Source organism: Kitasatospora sp. NPDC088742, assembly GCF_055584905.1.
Genome location: NZ_JBVJLD010000003.1, coordinates 98,725 through 113,629, shown reverse-complemented (window position 1 = coordinate 113,629; position 14,905 = coordinate 98,725). Strand labels below are relative to the sequence as shown.

Sequence of the window (14,905 nt, the reverse complement as noted above, 5' to 3'; positions counted from 1 at the left end):
TCCTCGTCGTGCGCCTGCCGGAACGAGCATGGCCCGGGCGACTTGACGACGAATTGCCGTCCGCTTGTCGCCTCGGCCGTCACCACCGTCTCCACCGCCGGCACCCGGTCAACTCACCCGGTCACCCGCTCACTCGGTCCGGCCGCCGTCACCGCCGTCACCCCGTCGATGCGCCCCGTACCCCGCCTGGTGGACCATCAGACCGAACCGCCTGGAGGGCCCCGGGGGACTCCCCCACCTGGCGCAGCGGCCGGTCACTTCATCAGACCACCGGCCCCGGGAGCCGACAAGGGAGCGCGCGCCCGACCCGTGCGCCCCGGTCCCGCGCGCCCCGGTCCCGCGCGCCCCGCCGAATGTCCGGGTTCTGTCACGGCACGTCAGACGGTGCGACCCGTCCCGGGGCAGCGCCCGTGTGGAGGTGTGACCAACGATCACCTACCTTCCGGGGGAAACGCCATGCGAGTCCGTCAGCTCTCCACCACCGCCACCACCACCCTGCTGCTGGCCACCGCCGGCCTGGTCCTGACCGCCTGCGGCCCGCAGGGCGGCGGCGCCAAGAGCGCCGCCCCGGCACCGGCCGTCGCGGTCACCTCGACCCCGACCGCCTCCGGCACGCCCACCACGGCACCCTCCACGGCACCCTCCACCGCGCCCACCCCGGCGGCCCACGTCTCCACCGGCACCTCGGCCAAGCCCACGGCCACGCCCACCGCGAAGACCGGCACCAAGCCCTCCTCCGACTGCACCGCGAACGCGGCCCAGGTCGGCCACGTCGTCCAGGCCGTCGAGGTCGGGTACTCCACCTCGGTCTGGATCAAGGCCCAGGAGACCGTCTTCCGCTGCGGCCCCGAGGTCCCGGGCGAGGGCTACTTCGAGGCCACCGGCCCGGTGAAGGTCTTCCAGCTGACCAACGAGGTGAAGAGCTCGGTGCTCTACGAGCTCAAGCCCAAGCAGCTCCCGCTCCAGGACTTCATGAAGCACCTCGACACCTGCCTGACCAACCGCAACTCGGTCGCCTTCCCCTACGGCTGCTACGGCAACCAGTTCGCCATCACCGTCGAGAAGGCCTCCGGCAAGATCGACAAGATCGGCGAGCTCTACCACCCCTGACGGCCACCGCCCGTTCGAGGGCGCACCGACCCCGGCGCGCGCCGGATGCGTGCGCGATGTGCGCCTCTGGTGTGCGCGCTGGGGAGCTCCTACAGTGTCGGTGCCCAGGTGCGGGCGGCGACTGATGGTGTCTCATCGTGCAGGTGGGAGCGCTGCGGACTGTGCGCGGAACGAGCGACGCGGGCCTGACCGGAGGGCCGGTCGAACCGCCCTCCCTACCCCGGGAGCGGCTGCTCCGGCAGCTGCTCCCGGGCCCGGCCGGCCCGGCCCGCGGCCCGCTCACCCTGCTGGTCGCCCCCGCCGGGTTCGGCAAGTCCACCCTGCTGGCCCAGCTCGCCGAGCGGGCCGGGCCCGGCACCCGGGTGGTCCGCTGGCAGCCCTGCCGCGGCACCACCGGCACCGGCTCCCTGCTCGGCGCGCTGGGCCGCCAACTCCCGGAGTCCGGCGGCACGGTGGAGGGCTTCCTACGCGCCTGCACCGACCGCCGCCCCGTGCTGCTGCTGGTCGACGACCTGCACCGGGTGCACGGCACCCCGGCCGAGGCCGCCGTCGAGGAGCTGGCGCTGCTCGCCCCGCCCGGCCTGCGGGTGGTGGCGGCCGGGCGGCGGCACCCCCTGGTCAACCTGACCCGCCGTGAACTCTCCGGCACCACCGTGCTCGGCCCCGTCGAGCTGGGCTTCGACCCGTCCGAGACGGCCCGCCTGCACCCCACCGCCACGGCGGCCGAGCTGGCCGCCGGCTGGCCCGCCGCCCTCCGGCTGCTCGGCGACTCCGCCCGGCCCGGCCCGTTCGCCCGCGCCTACCTGGACCGCGAGGTGCTGGCCCCGCTGCCCGCCGCGCTGCGCGCCTTCCTCAGCCAGGTCGCCGCCCTCCCGGTGCTCACCCCCGAGCGCTGCGACGCCCTCACCGGCCGCACCGACAGCGACTGGCTGCTGGCCGAACTCACCGAGGACCGCGCCCTGTTGACCCCCGACGGCCGCTGGGTGGCGCCCCTGCTCCGGCTCCATCTCCAGGGCTACCACCGCCCCGCCACCACCCCGCCGGCCGGCCCGGCCGCCGCGGCCACCACCCTGCGCTGTTTCGGCGGCTTCCAACTCGGCCGCGACGGAAGCCTGTTGGACTGGGGCCTGACCAGACCCAGGGCCCGCTCGCTGCTCCGGATACTGGCCATCCAGCCCAACCGGCCGGTCCACCGCGAGCTCCTGATGGAGTCCCTCTGGCCCGGCCGCCCCCCGGCCGCCGCCGGCCGCTCCCTCCAGGTCGCGGTCTCCTCCCTCCGCACCCTGCTGGAGCCCGGCGCCGCCCGCGGCACCCCTCAGCTCCTGCAGCGCCTCGGCGAGGCCTACCAGCTCCGGGTGCCGGACCAATGGGCTTGCGACGTCCGGCAGTTCGAGCAGTCCGTGGCGCAGGGCGGCCGGGCCGGCCTGCGCCACGCCCTCAGCACCTACACCGGCGACCTGCTCCCCGAGGACGGCCCCGCCGAGTGGGTGGTCGAACGCCGCGAGCACTACCGTCGCGAGGCCGCCGAGGCCGCCCTCTCCCTCGCCCGGCTCGAACTCCTCGACGGCGCCCCGGCCGCCGCCGCCCAGGCCGCCACCCGCAGCCTGGAGATCGACCCGTTCCGCGAGGAGGCCTGGCAGCTGCTCATCACCGCCCACCGCCGCAACGGCGACCCCGCCGCCGCGGCCCGCTCCCGCCTGGGCCACGCCCGCATGCTGAACTCACTGGGGCTCTCCCCGTCCGCCCCCTGACCGGGAAACGCAAGGAACCCGGGTCCGGCACACGATGTGTGCCGGACCCGGGTTCCTCTTGGTAGCGGGGACAGGATTTGAACCTGCGACCTCTGGGTTATGAGCCCAGCGAGCTACCGAGCTGCTCCACCCCGCGTCGGTGAACCCAACAGTACGCCATGACCAACCCGGCGCGAAATCGACTTCCGGCCCCGCCGTTCGGCGGGGCCGTTCGATCGCCAACGAACGGTATCCAGCCGTGACCTCACGCAGAGTGAGATGTCCGATTTGCCCATTGTGAAGCTGCTGTAATGGATCAGTGCTCGCCAGGTGTCCGCGAGCAGGCCGTCTTCTGCCCTCCCTCTCGACCCAGAATTGAGCGCCCCTATGGCTTCGTGGTATTCGCGTACCCTTTTCACCGGCGCGGCAGCCCTGCTGGCCGCCGGTGCCATGATTCCCTCCGCCGCCCACGCGAACGAAGGCGTGGACAATTCCGCGAACCTGTGGAGCCCCCGGGGCTGCGCCTCCACCACCAGCGCCGAGAACTTCTGGTTCACCCTCTGGTACAACTCCTCGTACGCCGGCGCGCACCGGAACATGGGCTATCCCGTCTACGACTTCTCCAACGTCAACGACGGTGTCAGCGGCCCGATGCCGATCTACTTCTGCGACGAGGGCAAGGCCGGCTCCAACGCGCTCACCAAGAACAACGCGGCCTCCGCCCAGAACCGCCACACCAGCTACCGCGCGGCCGTCTACTACAACAGCGGCTACAAGGGCGCCAGCGACGTCCTCTCGCCGTTCTCCAGCTGGTTCCAGCTGAAGAACACCTACAACAACAACGCCTCCTTCCAGTTCCTCTAGGAAGCACCACGGCGGCCGATCCCGATCTGGAATCCCCCCCCGACGGTCGGCCGCCGTCCACTCTTCTCCGACCTTCACCGAAGGGCAGCGCCTGGCGCGGCCCTGGGAGTCCCGATGCCGTTCCCCGCTCGCCGTACGTTCGTCCTCCCCCTCGCCGGGCTGGTCTGCCTGGCCGCCGCCGCGTGCTCGCAGACGGTCCCGTCCTCGGGCGTGACCGACCTCGGGCAGACGCCCGCCGGCGCCGTCGCGTCCGACGGGTCGAACCCGATGACCTGGAAGCTCCCGATGGAGGCGTACCTGCCCTCGGACGGCGAGCAGGGGCAGCTCCGGAAGGCCTCCACCTCCCTGACCCAGGACTGCGTCCGCAAGAGCGGCAACACCACCTGGACCCCGGCCCCCGAGCTCCCCAAGCTCGGGCCGAAGACCCTGACCGACTGGCGCTACGGCATCCACGACAAGGGGCTGTCGGCCGCGCGCGGCTACCACCCGGACCAGGCCGAGCAGGCCGCCTACGACGCCGCCCTGCGGGTCGGCCTCGAGGACGGGACCGACCGGATCGACCCCGCGACGCTGTCGAACTGCGGCCGGCAGGCGGTCGAGGCCCTCGGCGGCGGGCAGAAGACCTACGGGGAGCTCGCCCAGCGGCTGGCCAACGAGGCGTTCGTCCGCTCCAAGCAGGAGCCCGAGGTGGCTGCCCGCTTCCAGCAGTGGTCCGCCTGCATGAAGGAGAGCGGCCACTCCTACAAGGAGCCGCTGGACGCCAGCGACGACACCCGCTTCACCGGGAGCGAGGTGACCCAGCCGGAGATCGACACCGCGCTGGCGGACCTGGACTGCCGCGCGCGCACCGGCGTCGCCAAGGCCTGGTTCGACGCCGAGGCCAAGCTGCAGAAGGCCGCCCAGGAGCAGAACGCCCAGGCCCTGCGCGCGGAGCGCGGGGAGCTCGACCGGGCCGTCAAGAAGGCCGCCCGCGTGCTCGCCGGCGAGCGGTGAGGCGCGACGTGTCCGAGCCCCGCACCCCTGCCCCCTCGCCCGCCGCGTCCCCTGCCCCCAACCCCGAGGTCCGGCGGCGCCGCCGGCTGCTGGCCGCGGTCGTCGTGACCGCGCTGGTGGCCGGAGGCGGCGGCGCCCTCGCCACCAGGATGCTGAAGTCCCCGGCCCAGGTCGCGGCCGAAACGGCCGCCCCCGCGCCGGACCGGCTGACCGCCGCCGTCGAGCGGCGCACCATCAGCGACACCGTGGTGCTGCGCGGACGGGTCACCGCGACCTCCACGCTGGCCGTCCAGGGCAGCGCACCGGCCGGGGTGCCGGGCGCCCGCGCGGTCGTCACCAAGGTCAAGGTCCAGCAGGGCGAGGACGTCGCGCCCGGCCGGCAGCTCTTCGAGGTGTCGGGCCGCCCCGTCCTCACCCTCGGCGGGGCGCTCCCCGCCTACCGCGACCTGCGGACGGGCAGCACCGGCGAGGACGTGGAGCAGCTCCAGCGCGCCCTGGCCGAGCTCGGCCACCCCACCTCCCCCGACCCCAAGGGCACCTTCGCGGCCGGCACCGGGCGGGCCGTGACCGCCTTCTACGCCGAGCACGGGTACCAGCCGGTCCGCGCCACGGCGGACGGCAAGCCCGCCGAAGGCGGCGCACCGAAGACCGACGCCCCGTCAGCTTCCCCCTCCCCGACGGCGGCGGCGTCCGCGGCGGCCGAGGTGGTGGTCCCCGTGTCGGAGATCGTCTACCTGGACCATCTCCCGGCCCGGGCCGACGCCGTCTCCGCCACCGTCGGCCAGGCCCCCGGCGAGCGGCTGATGTCCCTCTCGACCGGCGACCTGGTCGTCGACGCCACCGTCACCGGCCCGCAGAAGGGTCTCCTGAGGACCGGTCAGAAGGCCGAGGTCCTCCGGGAGAGCACCGGGGCCAAGGTCACCGGCACGGTGGTGTCCGTCGCCGAGAGCCCCGTGCAGGCCAAGGGCGAGCAGGGCGGCTCCGGCGGCCCGGGCTACCCGGTGCGGATCCGGCCCGACCGGCCGCTGCCCGCCGACCTGGTCGGCCAGGACACCCGCGTCACCGTGACGGCCGCCGGCTCCGACGGCGCCGTGCTCGCGGTCCCCGCGGCCGCCCTGTCCGCCGGGGCCGACGGCCGCAGCAGCGTCGGCGTCCTGCTGCCGGACGGGGCGGTGCGCCAGGTGACGGTCCGTCCGGGCCTGTCCGGCGACGGCTTCGTCGCGGTGACGGCCGACGGCCCGGCTCCGCTGGCCGCCGGTGACCGGGTCGTGGTCGGCGTCCAGCAGCGCGGGGTCCGGCCGTGACGGCCGCGAAGCCGTCGGCCGCGGAACCGGTCCTCCGGCTCGAAGGGGTCGGCCTCACCTACCCCGGCCCGCCCGCCGTGACCGCCCTGCACCCGAGCGACCTGACGGTCCACCAGGGCGACTACCTCGCCGTGGTCGGCCCGTCCGGGGCCGGGAAGTCCACCTTCCTCAACCTGGTCGGCCTGCTGGACGCCCCGACCACCGGCCGGTACCTGCTGGACGGGGTGGACACCGCCACGCTCCCGGACGCCCGGCGCACCGCGCTGCGCGGGAGCCGGATCGGCTTCGTCTTCCAGGCCTTCCACCTGCTGCCGCACCGCACCGTGCTGGAGAACGTCGAGCTCTCGATGGTCTACCAGCGCGTCGCGCGCGGCGTCCGGCGCCGCCGGGCGGCCGAGGTGGTCGAACGCGTCGGCCTGGGACACCGCGCCACCGCGCTGCCCACCAGGCTCTCCGGCGGCGAGCGCCAACGCGTCGCCATCGCAAGGGCGTTGGCCGCCGAGCCCACCCTGCTGCTCTGCGACGAGCCGACCGGCAACCTCGACTCCGCCACCACCGCCTCGGTCCTCGACCTGTTCGACGGACTCCACCAGGACGGCATGACGATGATGGTGATCACCCACGACGAGCAGGTGGCCCGCCGGGCCCGCCGCACGGTGACGATCCGGGACGGCCGCCTGACCGAGACGACTCCCGTGACCGCGACCGTCGCCGCCCCCGGGGTGCGGCCGTGACCGGCCGTGAGCCGGCCCGCTCCCGGATGGCCCTGCGGGACCTGCTCTCCGAGGCCGTCGCCGGCGTGCTGCAACGCCCCGGGCGCTCGGCGCTGACCGCGCTCGGCACGGTGCTCGGGGTCGGCGCCCTGATCGCCGTGCTCGGTCTCACCGGGACCGCCGCAGCCCAGATCGACGGCCGTTTCGACGAGTTGACCGCCACCGAGGTCACAGTAGAGGACGTGGCCACCAGCCCGGCGGGGGCCGCCCCACTGGCGTTCCCCTCCGACGCCGACGCGCGGATGGCCGCGCTCCACGGCGTCACCGCGGCCGGTGTCGGCTGGCGGGTGCGGCTCGGCCCCGGCCAGCGGATCGCCAACGGCCCGACCGAGACCGCGACCGTCGACTCCCAGGCCCAACTCATAGCCGCCTCACCGGGGTTGCTCACCGCTGCGGGCCCGGCCCTGGGCGAGGGCCGGGTCTTCGACGCCTTCCACGAGCAGCGCGCCGAGCGGGTGGCGGTGCTCGGTGCCGCGGCCGCCCGGCGGCTCGGCGTCACCTCCGTGCAGAACCGTCCCGCCGTCTTCGTCGACGGCACCGCGTTCACCGTGATCGGCATCCTGGACGACGTCCAGCGCCGGCCCGACCTGCTGATGTCGGTCGTCGTGCCGCGCTCCACCGCCCTGTCGCTGTGGGGCCAGCCGACCGACGACCGGGCCCGGATGCTGGTGACCACCCGCCAGGGCGCGGCCGCGCAGATCGCCGGCGAGGCCGCCCTGGCGCTGCGGCCCGACCATCCGGAGTGGCTGCGCGCCGTGCCGCCGCCGGACCCTAGGACGCTGCGCGGCGGGGTGAAGTCGGACCTCGGGCAGCTCTTCCTGCTGCTCGCCGGGGTCTGTCTGTTCATCGGGGCGGTGGGCATCGCCAACACCACCCTGGTGGCGGTGATGGAGCGCACCGGGGAGATCGGCCTGCGACGCGCGCTGGGCGCGCGCGGACGGCACGTCACCTGCCAGTTCCTCACCGAGTCGATGCTGCTGGGCCTGCTCGGCGGTCTGGTCGGCGCGGCCCTGGGGACGGTGACCGTGGTGGCCGTCTCGGCGGCCAGGCAGTGGACCCCGGTGCTCCCGCCGGCCGCCGTGGCGAGCGCTCCGCTGCTCGGCCTGCTGACCGGCCTGCTCGCGGGCGTCTACCCGGCGTGGCGGGCGTCCCGGATCGCCCCCGCCGAGGCGCTCCGCCGCTGAGCCCTTCAGCACCGCACCCTCCTGCCCCGTCCTGCCCGAGCACCACGCCCGTCGAGTCTTCCGAGTCTTCGTCAGGCGGCGCCGAGCCCTGCCTCCGCGCGCCGCGCTGACGATCCGTCACGCGCCCTCCCCGGCACGTGACTCCTCCCGTCAACCGCTCGTAGAACAGGTATGGAGCCGATGAGGTCCACCCCAACCAGGGCAGCACGCCCGATCGCAGCCCTCGCGGCCGCGGTCGTGGCCGCGTCCCTGCTCCAAGGCGCCCCCGCCTTCGCCGCACCACAGCCCCCGCAGCCACCGTCCGCGCCGGCCGCCGACAGCCCGTCGGAGATCAAGCCGGACAAGCGCAACGAGATCCTCGGCAAGGGCTGGGAGAAGTCCGCCGACCGCGCGTGGACCACCTCCGGTGACGCCGACGGCTTCCACGTGCTGACCGCCGACGCCCGGGCCGGATACGCCTGGAACACCGCGGCCACCCTCCGCGAGCCCGGCTTCGACGCCGACCAGTGGATCGGCAACGCCTGCGTCACCGGCTCCGGCAAGCGCCTGGTCGCCGTCTACGCGCCCCGGACCTTCACCAACAAGCCCGAGCTGTTCGCCCGAGGCGGCTTCAGCGCGGTGGTGGACCTGGAGACCGGCGCCGTCACCAAGCTCGACGTCAAGGCCTCGCTCGCCTACTACAGCCCCGGCTGCGGCGCCGACGAGCAGGTCGTCCTCACCCAGGGCGGCGGCGAGGACAAGCCCGCCACCCGGCTGATCCGCATCGACGCCGCCACCGGCAAGGCCGACGCGCCGCTCGAGGTGCCCGGCCAGGTCTCCTCCGCCGTACCCGCCAAGGACGGCTCCTTCGTGGCCGCCGACAGCAACCGGGTCGTCCGGATCGAGCAGGACGGCCAGCGGACCGAACTCACCAGGACCGACGGCGTCCCGTTCCACCTGAAGGCCGACGCCGAGGGCGGCGTGGTCTTCATGGACCACACCGACAAGGAGTCCACCGTCAAGCGCCTGGCCGGCCGCGGCGGCAAGGCCCCGGCCGCCCAGCCGCGCCCCGACCTGCTGGCCAGCGGCGCCGTCGACCAGCTCGGCCTGACCGCCGCCGCCAAGGGCAAGGTGGTCATCACCGGCGCCCCCACCAAGACCGAGAAGCTCCCCGGCACGGTCAAGAAGGTCACCGCCCCGGTCGACGCGACGGTCTCCACCGAGGGACGCTCGGTGGTCGAGAGCACCCGCTGGGCCGACCAGAGCACCCCCCAGCCCGTGGCCCCCACCGGCACCGAACCCCGGCCCGTCACCATCCAGTTGAGCGTGCCGGACACCGGCAAGACGGCCGGCTTCACCGTGCAGCCGACCACCGCCGACGGCGCCGCAGGCGACACCCCGTCACCCGCGCTGGGCGGCCCCGCCGCCCCCGCCGCCGGCTCCTCCACCCCGGCCCCGCAGGGCCGCGCCGTCAGCGCCGGCCTGCTGGCCGCCCCCGCCGCCGGCTCCTCCTCCAACCCCGTCGAGGCCGAGCGGGTCTGCGCGGTACCGCGCAACGACCCGCAGAACCAGGCCATGCAGCCCAAGCCCCGTCAGGTGGAGTGGGCGGTCGACCAGGCGATCGTCGGCAACCTCAACACCCAGCGCCCGGCCAACTGGAAGAACCTGGGCATGCCGGCGTACACGCCGCAGGGCCTGTTCCCGTCGATCCCGCTGGACGGCGGCGGCCACGTGCCGGCCCAGATCATGCTGGGCGTCATCGCCCAGGAGTCCAACATGTGGCAGGCGACCCGGGCCGCCGTGCCCGGTGTCACCGCCAACCCGCTGATCGGCAACTTCTACGGCCGCGAGGTCTACAACGCCACCGAGGCCGACGACTGGGACGTCAACTTCGCCAAGGCGGACTGCGGTTACGGCCTCACCCAGCAGACCGACGGCATGCGCCTGCCGGAGTTCACCCCGACCGGCCAGACCGCCCTGCCCTACCAGTCCCAGCGCGCCGTCGCGCTGGACTACGCCGCCAACATCGCGGCCGGCCTGCGCACCATCCAGGACAAGTGGAACACCACCCGCCGCGCCGGGATGACCATCAACAACGGTGACCCGCTCAAGCCGGAGAACTGGTTCTACGCCGCCTGGGCCTACAACTCCGGCTTCTACCCGAAGACTTCGGACGGCAGCCCGTGGGGCCTCGGCTGGGCGAACAACCCCGCCAACCCCAACTACCCGGCCAACCGCAAGCCGTTCCTCAACAACAACAGCTACGCGGACGCCGCGCACCCGCAGGACTGGCCGTACCCCGAGAAGATCATGGGCTGGGCCGCCTACCCGATCGAGGGCCTGGAGTCCCCCGGCAAGACCGTGCCCGGTTTCCGCGCGGCCTGGTGGAACGGTGCGGACGCCAACCTGGCGACCCTCAACCGGTACACCGTCTCCCCGCCGACCAACCAGTTCTGCAACGACAGCAACAACTGCCGCCCCGGGCAGTCCTTCCAGCCCAACGCGCCCGAGGTGGCCGGGGCCAAGTCGGGCCCGTGCGCGCACCAGAACGCGGCGGGGCAGTACGACCTGAAGTGCTGGTACAACCAGCCGGCCACCTGGAAGAGCGACTGCTCCTACAGCTGCGGCAACGAGGTCATCCGCTTCAACACCACGTACCCGGAGGAGGCGGACGGCACCGCCTACCCGCCCAACTGCACCCTGACCGGCCTGCCGGCCGGCGCGCTGGTGGTCGACGACCTGCCGTCCGACGTGCCCTCGGTGCGCCCGGGCTGCTCCCGGACGCCCAACAGCGGGAACTTCTCGCTGGACTTCGCCTCGGACTCAGCTGGCAGGTACCCCTCGAAGGTGGACTTCCACCAGCTGGGGGCCGGCTTCGGCGGGCACTTCTACTTCGCCCACACCCGGGCCGCCGACGCGAACGGCGGCAAGCTGCGGGTGACCGGTACCTGGAACTTCGACCAGGCGCTGAACGGCCCGGCCCGCGTCCTGGTGCACCTGCCCGACCACGGCGCCCAGACCACCCAGGCCAAGTACGAGGTGGAGACCGCCAACGGGACCCGAAGCCGCGTCATCTCCCAGCCGGGGACGGGCAACCGCTGGGTCCCGGTCGGGGTCTTCATGTTCAACGGCAAGCCCACCGTCCGGCTCTCCAGCGTCACGGACGGCGGCACCGGCGACGCCGACATCGCCTTCGACGCGATGGCGGTCGTCCCGGTCCAGGGCCGCTTCGTCGAGCGGTCCTTCGACGCGGTGTCGATCTTCGACCCGAACCAGAGCCTCGACAGCAACATGCCCTCCCAGATCAACACGCCGATGCGCGGCATGGGCACGCTCTACCGCTGGGCGGCCGGTCTGGCGAACCAGGGCCCGCTCTGGTCCGACAGCTCCAAGAACGTGAGCGGCATCCTCGCCGACCCCGCCTGCGGCACCTTCGTGGCCCAGCCCTGCGCCAGTCCCGCCGTGCGCGCGGTGGCCCAGCAGTGGTACGGCGACATCGTGGCCGGCGGCCAGACGGTGACCGCGGACGGCTCGGCGCCGACCATGTCCCTGCCGGTCTGGATGGGCATGTCCAACCGCCGTCCCGACCCCACCCTGGCCCCGTCCGCGGCGTACGCCTCGAAGGACAGCTACAAGATCAAGAGCAAGGTGAGCGTCAGCTACCTGCTCGACGACACCAACAAGATCATCCCCGGTAGCGAGTTCGCCGACGGCGAGACCCTGGTCGGCAACGCCCACCTGCCGAAGTTCGTCACCGGCATCATCCACGCGGTGGCCAAGGACTACGGCATCCCCGAGCCCGACCTGGCGTACGACGTCATCGACGCCTACCGCTACAGCGGCGGGCAGAAGCTGCACGCGGACCCGCTGACCGACGGCGACACCCCCGGCCAGGCCTACCTGCCGCACACCCGCGGCGCCCGGCTCAGCCCCGACAACAGCTGCGTGGACGTGCGCCACGTCGGCGGCGGCGTGCACGGCTACCGTGCCATGACCGCGCAGACCAGCATCAACGACAACTACAAGGCGTGGCTCGACAAGGTCAAGGCGCGCACCGACGTGCAGCCGGCCGTGACCCAGCTGGTCGACGAGATCTACCAGATGTTCTTCAAGAACTGGGGCCCGCTCGGCTACAACACCTTCGGGAACACCATCGGCAACGCCCCGCCGATCTGGCACAACATCAGCATGGCGTTCTGCGCCGACGGTTCGGTCAAGCCGACCCAGAACTTCCCGAACATCGACTCCGACCCGCAGTACGGCCTGGTCTACCAGAGCTACATGCCCGACCTGTACCTGTACCTGGACGGCAAGCTGGTGGACAACACCGGCAAGCCCACCGGTGCTCCCGTCCACAAGGGCGACTGGAAGAACTTCTCCAACATCCCCGGCATCAACAGCGACGCCGGGAACGCCTTCTCGCAGTGCGACGTCCAGGCCCGGGGCAGCGGCGGCAACCCGTGGAACATCGGGATCCCGTTCCCGGTGCTCGGCAACGCGCCCGGCGACATCCCCACCAGGGTGAAGCACTGCGACGACACCGGCGCCACCTTCAACAGTCCCTACACCCCCTGAGGCAGGCTGACCCCATGGCATTGGGAGTCCTGGTCATCGCGGGCGTGCTCCTGCTGATCGTGCTGGTGGTCGGGGCGGCCTTCACCGCCCTGGCCTCCGGCCCGCTGCCCGGCCGGATCCTGCGCGGATTCGGACTGGCGCTGCTGGTGGTCCTGGGGGTGGCGGCAGTCGTCCTGCTGCCACCGCTGTTCCTGCGCTGAGCAACTGACGACCCCTCCGGGAGGCCGGGACGGAGACATCCGTCCCGGCCTCCCGTTCCGTCTCCACGTCCCTCGCCCCTGCCCGCGAGCCGCGCGAGGCGGCGTCGAGGACGTGCCCGGTCGGCCGCCCGGCGGGCTGATCGGCCGTCAGGCCGTCAGCCGAGGGCGTCCTCCAGGGCTCGCCGCAGGCGGTCGTAGCCCGGGGCAAGGCGGCGCAGCCCGGCGGCCAGGGCCGCGTCGTCCCCCGTGACCACCGGGTGCTGGAGCCCTCCCAGGATCCGGGCCTGACCCTCCGCCTCGGCGGCCGCCGCGTCCAGCCCGAGCAGGGCCAGGCAGGAGGCCGCGTCGGCCAGCCGCCGGGCGCCCGCCCGGACGCCGAAGTGCTGCAACAGCCCCCGCACACCCGGCGCGAGCCCGGCCTCCACCTGCCCCGCCAGCGCTTCCAGCGCCGCCGCCCCGCCCAGCGACCCGGGCGGCACCGCCAGGTCCTGACGCCCCGCCAGCCACCGCACCGCGCCCGGCAGCGAGGCCCGCAGCGCCTCCTCAGCCCCGACCTCGCGCTCCCGCACGAAGCCGCTGCGCAGCACGTACCCCTCCGCCACGTAGGCGACCGACTTCGCCTCCCAGGCGGCAGCGAACTCCGCGACCCCGAGGGTCGCGTACGGGTGCCCGTGCGGGTCGTGCAGCAGCACGGTGTCCTCCCCCACCTCCAGCACCACCACGTAGTGGTCGCCGCCGTCGGCGTTCGGCGTGCCGGGCTGGTAGAGCAGCAGCCCCATGTCGACCGGCCCGGCGAGCACCGGTCCGTGTTCCGCACAGGCGCGCCGGAGCCGCTCGACGGCCTGCTCCGCGGTGCCTCCGGCGCTGCGCTCGCACCGCAGGCCGAGCAGCTCGACCGCCGCGTCCAGCCCGAGCTCCGGGTCCCAGCCGTAGGGGTTGAAGAACGGGAGCTCCCCGGCGATGAGGTCGACGCCGAAGGCCGAGCCGGTGAGGGTCTCCAGCACGGTGGTCGACGGGGCGTGGGCGCCGAGCAGCATCGCGAGGGAGTTGGTGTAGCAGTACGGGCCTGAGCCGGTGTAGCCGGGCATGTGGGTGTCCTCGTCCGTTTCGAGTGGGGCCGACGTGCTCAGTCGACGGCCTCACACGGTGTCAGGGTCAAGCTCCTGCGGGCCGGTTCAGGCCGCCGCGGCGGCGGCCCGGACCCGGGCGGCGGAGCGGGCCAGCAGGACCACGGCGGCCGCGGTCGGGGCGAAGCCCACCGCGCAGGCCGCCAGCACGGCGGCCGGGGTCAGGCCCACGGCCGTGGTCACGGCGAGCACGAGGACGGCCAGCGGCACCAGCAGCACGGGGCTGAGCAGCAGCAGCGCGGCCCGCTTCTTCTCCCGCCCGGTCCACTGCGGCGAGCGCCCGACCCGGACGGCCGCGAGGACGGCGGCGGCCAGCGCCAGGACCGGCCCGACGGCCGGCACCAGCAGCAGCGGGAAGACCAGGCCGGCCGCCAGCAGCGTCACGGTGGTCCGCCGCCCGCCCTCGGCGACGGGCCTGGCCCGGCCCTCCTCGGCCAGAGCCGCGTCCGCGATCTGCCGCGGGCTGCCGAGGCTTTCCAGCAGCAGCCGGACCGCCGCCTCGTCCCCTTCCGCCGACTCGGCGAGGGCCACCTCGACGTGCTCGCGCAGGTCCGCGAGGAGTTCGCCCTGGCGCTCGCGCGGCAGGGTGGCGGTCAACCGGGCGACGGCGTCGAGGTGTTCGCGGACCAGTGGGTGGTCGGTCGGGTTGTTCACGGCTTCTCTCCCGGGGTGAGGACGTGGTCGACGGCTTCGCGGAAGGCGGGCCACAGCGTGGTGAACTCCTCCAGCGCGGCGCGGCCGGTCTCGGTCAGCGTGTAGTAGCGGCGGGACGGCCCGCTGGCGGAGTCCCGCAGGAAGGTGTCGGCGAGCCCCGCCCGGCGCAGTCGGGACAGCAGGGGGTAGATGGTCCCCTGACTGGTCGCCAGCGTCGGGAAGCGGTCGAGCTCCTGGAGCAGTTCGACCCCGTAGCGCGGGGCGTCGCGCAGCAGTGCCAGGACGCAGTACTCCAGCACGCCCTTGCGCAGCTGGGTGGCGACCGCCCCCTCGGAGGGTTCGGTGCCACCGCCGCCGCCCGTCTGTGTGTTGCCAGGTACCATGCGATGCAAGATAGCAGGCGAAGCAAGGC

General features: G+C 73.7%; 12 protein-coding genes and 1 tRNA gene. 9 read left to right on the top strand and 4 right to left on the bottom strand.

Annotated elements, in window-relative coordinates; translation table 11 throughout:
* Positions 1-456: 456 nt before the first annotated feature.
* On the top strand, positions 457-1,110 hold the full coding sequence (locus ACZ6ZR_RS04845; RefSeq protein ID WP_465639398.1) for a hypothetical protein: 654 nt from the start codon (positions 457-459) through the stop codon (positions 1,108-1,110).
* 161 nt (positions 1,111-1,271) lie between these two features.
* Complete coding sequence (locus ACZ6ZR_RS04840) at positions 1,272-2,861, top strand: AfsR/SARP family transcriptional regulator (protein ID WP_465639396.1); 1,590 nt, start codon at positions 1,272-1,274, stop codon at positions 2,859-2,861.
* 59 nt (positions 2,862-2,920) lie between these two features.
* On the opposite strand, the gene ACZ6ZR_RS04835 is transcribed toward ACZ6ZR_RS04840, so the two are convergent.
* Positions 2,921-2,997, bottom strand: a tRNA-Met gene (locus tag ACZ6ZR_RS04835).
* 326 nt (positions 2,998-3,323) lie between these two features.
* Here ACZ6ZR_RS04835 and ACZ6ZR_RS04830 point away from each other — a divergent pair.
* From ACZ6ZR_RS04830 to ACZ6ZR_RS04800, 7 genes are all read left to right on the top strand, one after another.
* Positions 3,324-3,704, top strand: coding sequence for a hypothetical protein (locus ACZ6ZR_RS04830; protein ID WP_465639395.1), 381 nt, complete (start codon positions 3,324-3,326; stop codon positions 3,702-3,704).
* A 114-nt stretch (positions 3,705-3,818) separates the two neighbouring features.
* On the top strand, positions 3,819-4,697 hold the full coding sequence (locus ACZ6ZR_RS04825; protein ID WP_465639394.1) for a hypothetical protein: 879 nt from the start codon (positions 3,819-3,821) through the stop codon (positions 4,695-4,697).
* An 8-nt stretch (positions 4,698-4,705) separates the two neighbouring features.
* A complete protein-coding gene (locus ACZ6ZR_RS04820; protein WP_465639392.1) occupies positions 4,706-6,001 on the top strand; it encodes a peptidoglycan-binding domain-containing protein in 1,296 nt (431 codons plus the stop codon).
* Positions 5,998-6,735 (top strand): ABC transporter ATP-binding protein, encoded by a 738-nt coding sequence (locus ACZ6ZR_RS04815; protein ID WP_465639390.1) that lies wholly within the window; start codon positions 5,998-6,000, stop codon positions 6,733-6,735. Before ACZ6ZR_RS04820 ends, ACZ6ZR_RS04815 begins: the two co-directional genes overlap by 4 nt.
* A 26-nt stretch (positions 6,736-6,761) precedes the next feature.
* Entirely contained in the window at positions 6,762-7,958 is a 1,197-nt protein-coding gene (locus ACZ6ZR_RS04810; protein WP_465639636.1) for an ABC transporter permease, read from the top strand.
* A 180-nt stretch (positions 7,959-8,138) separates the two neighbouring features.
* Positions 8,139-12,512, top strand: coding sequence for a golvesin C-terminal-like domain-containing protein (locus ACZ6ZR_RS04805; RefSeq protein ID WP_465639388.1), 4,374 nt, complete (start codon positions 8,139-8,141; stop codon positions 12,510-12,512).
* 14 nt (positions 12,513-12,526) lie between these two features.
* The gene (locus ACZ6ZR_RS04800) at positions 12,527-12,712 is read left to right on the top strand and encodes a hypothetical protein (RefSeq protein WP_465639386.1); all 186 of its coding nucleotides are present in this window, start codon (positions 12,527-12,529) and stop codon (positions 12,710-12,712) included.
* 155 nt (positions 12,713-12,867) lie between these two features.
* Here the strand turns inward: ACZ6ZR_RS04800 and ACZ6ZR_RS04795 are convergent, their stop codons facing one another.
* The 3 genes from ACZ6ZR_RS04795 to ACZ6ZR_RS04785 all read right to left on the bottom strand — a co-directional run bounded on the left by ACZ6ZR_RS04795 (position 12,868) and on the right by ACZ6ZR_RS04785 (position 14,876).
* The gene (locus ACZ6ZR_RS04795) at positions 12,868-13,800 is read right to left on the bottom strand and encodes a hypothetical protein (RefSeq protein ID WP_465639384.1); all 933 of its coding nucleotides are present in this window, start codon (positions 13,798-13,800) and stop codon (positions 12,868-12,870) included.
* An 87-nt stretch (positions 13,801-13,887) separates the two neighbouring features.
* Entirely contained in the window at positions 13,888-14,493 is a 606-nt protein-coding gene (locus ACZ6ZR_RS04790) for an HAAS signaling domain-containing protein (RefSeq protein ID WP_465639383.1), read from the bottom strand.
* The gene (locus tag ACZ6ZR_RS04785; RefSeq protein WP_465639381.1) at positions 14,490-14,876 is read right to left on the bottom strand and encodes a PadR family transcriptional regulator; all 387 of its coding nucleotides are present in this window, start codon (positions 14,874-14,876) and stop codon (positions 14,490-14,492) included. Before ACZ6ZR_RS04785 ends, ACZ6ZR_RS04790 begins: the two co-directional genes overlap by 4 nt.
* Positions 14,877-14,905 lie beyond the last annotated feature (29 nt).

Excerpts from the sequence above, each read along its gene's own strand:
- ACZ6ZR_RS04845 (WP_465639398.1), top strand. The coding sequence starts at position 457 with ATGCGAGTCCGTCAGCTCTCCACCACCGCCACCACCACCCTGCTGCTG.
- ACZ6ZR_RS04795 (WP_465639384.1), bottom strand. The coding sequence starts at position 13,800 with ATGCCCGGCTACACCGGCTCAGGCCCGTACTGCTACACCAACTCCCTC.
- ACZ6ZR_RS04805 (WP_465639388.1), top strand. The coding sequence starts at position 8,139 with ATGAGGTCCACCCCAACCAGGGCAGCACGCCCGATCGCAGCCCTCGCG.
- ACZ6ZR_RS04825 (WP_465639394.1), top strand. The coding sequence starts at position 3,819 with ATGCCGTTCCCCGCTCGCCGTACGTTCGTCCTCCCCCTCGCCGGGCTG.
- ACZ6ZR_RS04810 (WP_465639636.1), top strand. The coding sequence starts at position 6,762 with ATGGCCCTGCGGGACCTGCTCTCCGAGGCCGTCGCCGGCGTGCTGCAA.
- ACZ6ZR_RS04800 (WP_465639386.1), top strand. The coding sequence starts at position 12,527 with ATGGCATTGGGAGTCCTGGTCATCGCGGGCGTGCTCCTGCTGATCGTG.
- ACZ6ZR_RS04785 (WP_465639381.1), bottom strand. The coding sequence starts at position 14,876 with ATGGTACCTGGCAACACACAGACGGGCGGCGGCGGTGGCACCGAACCC.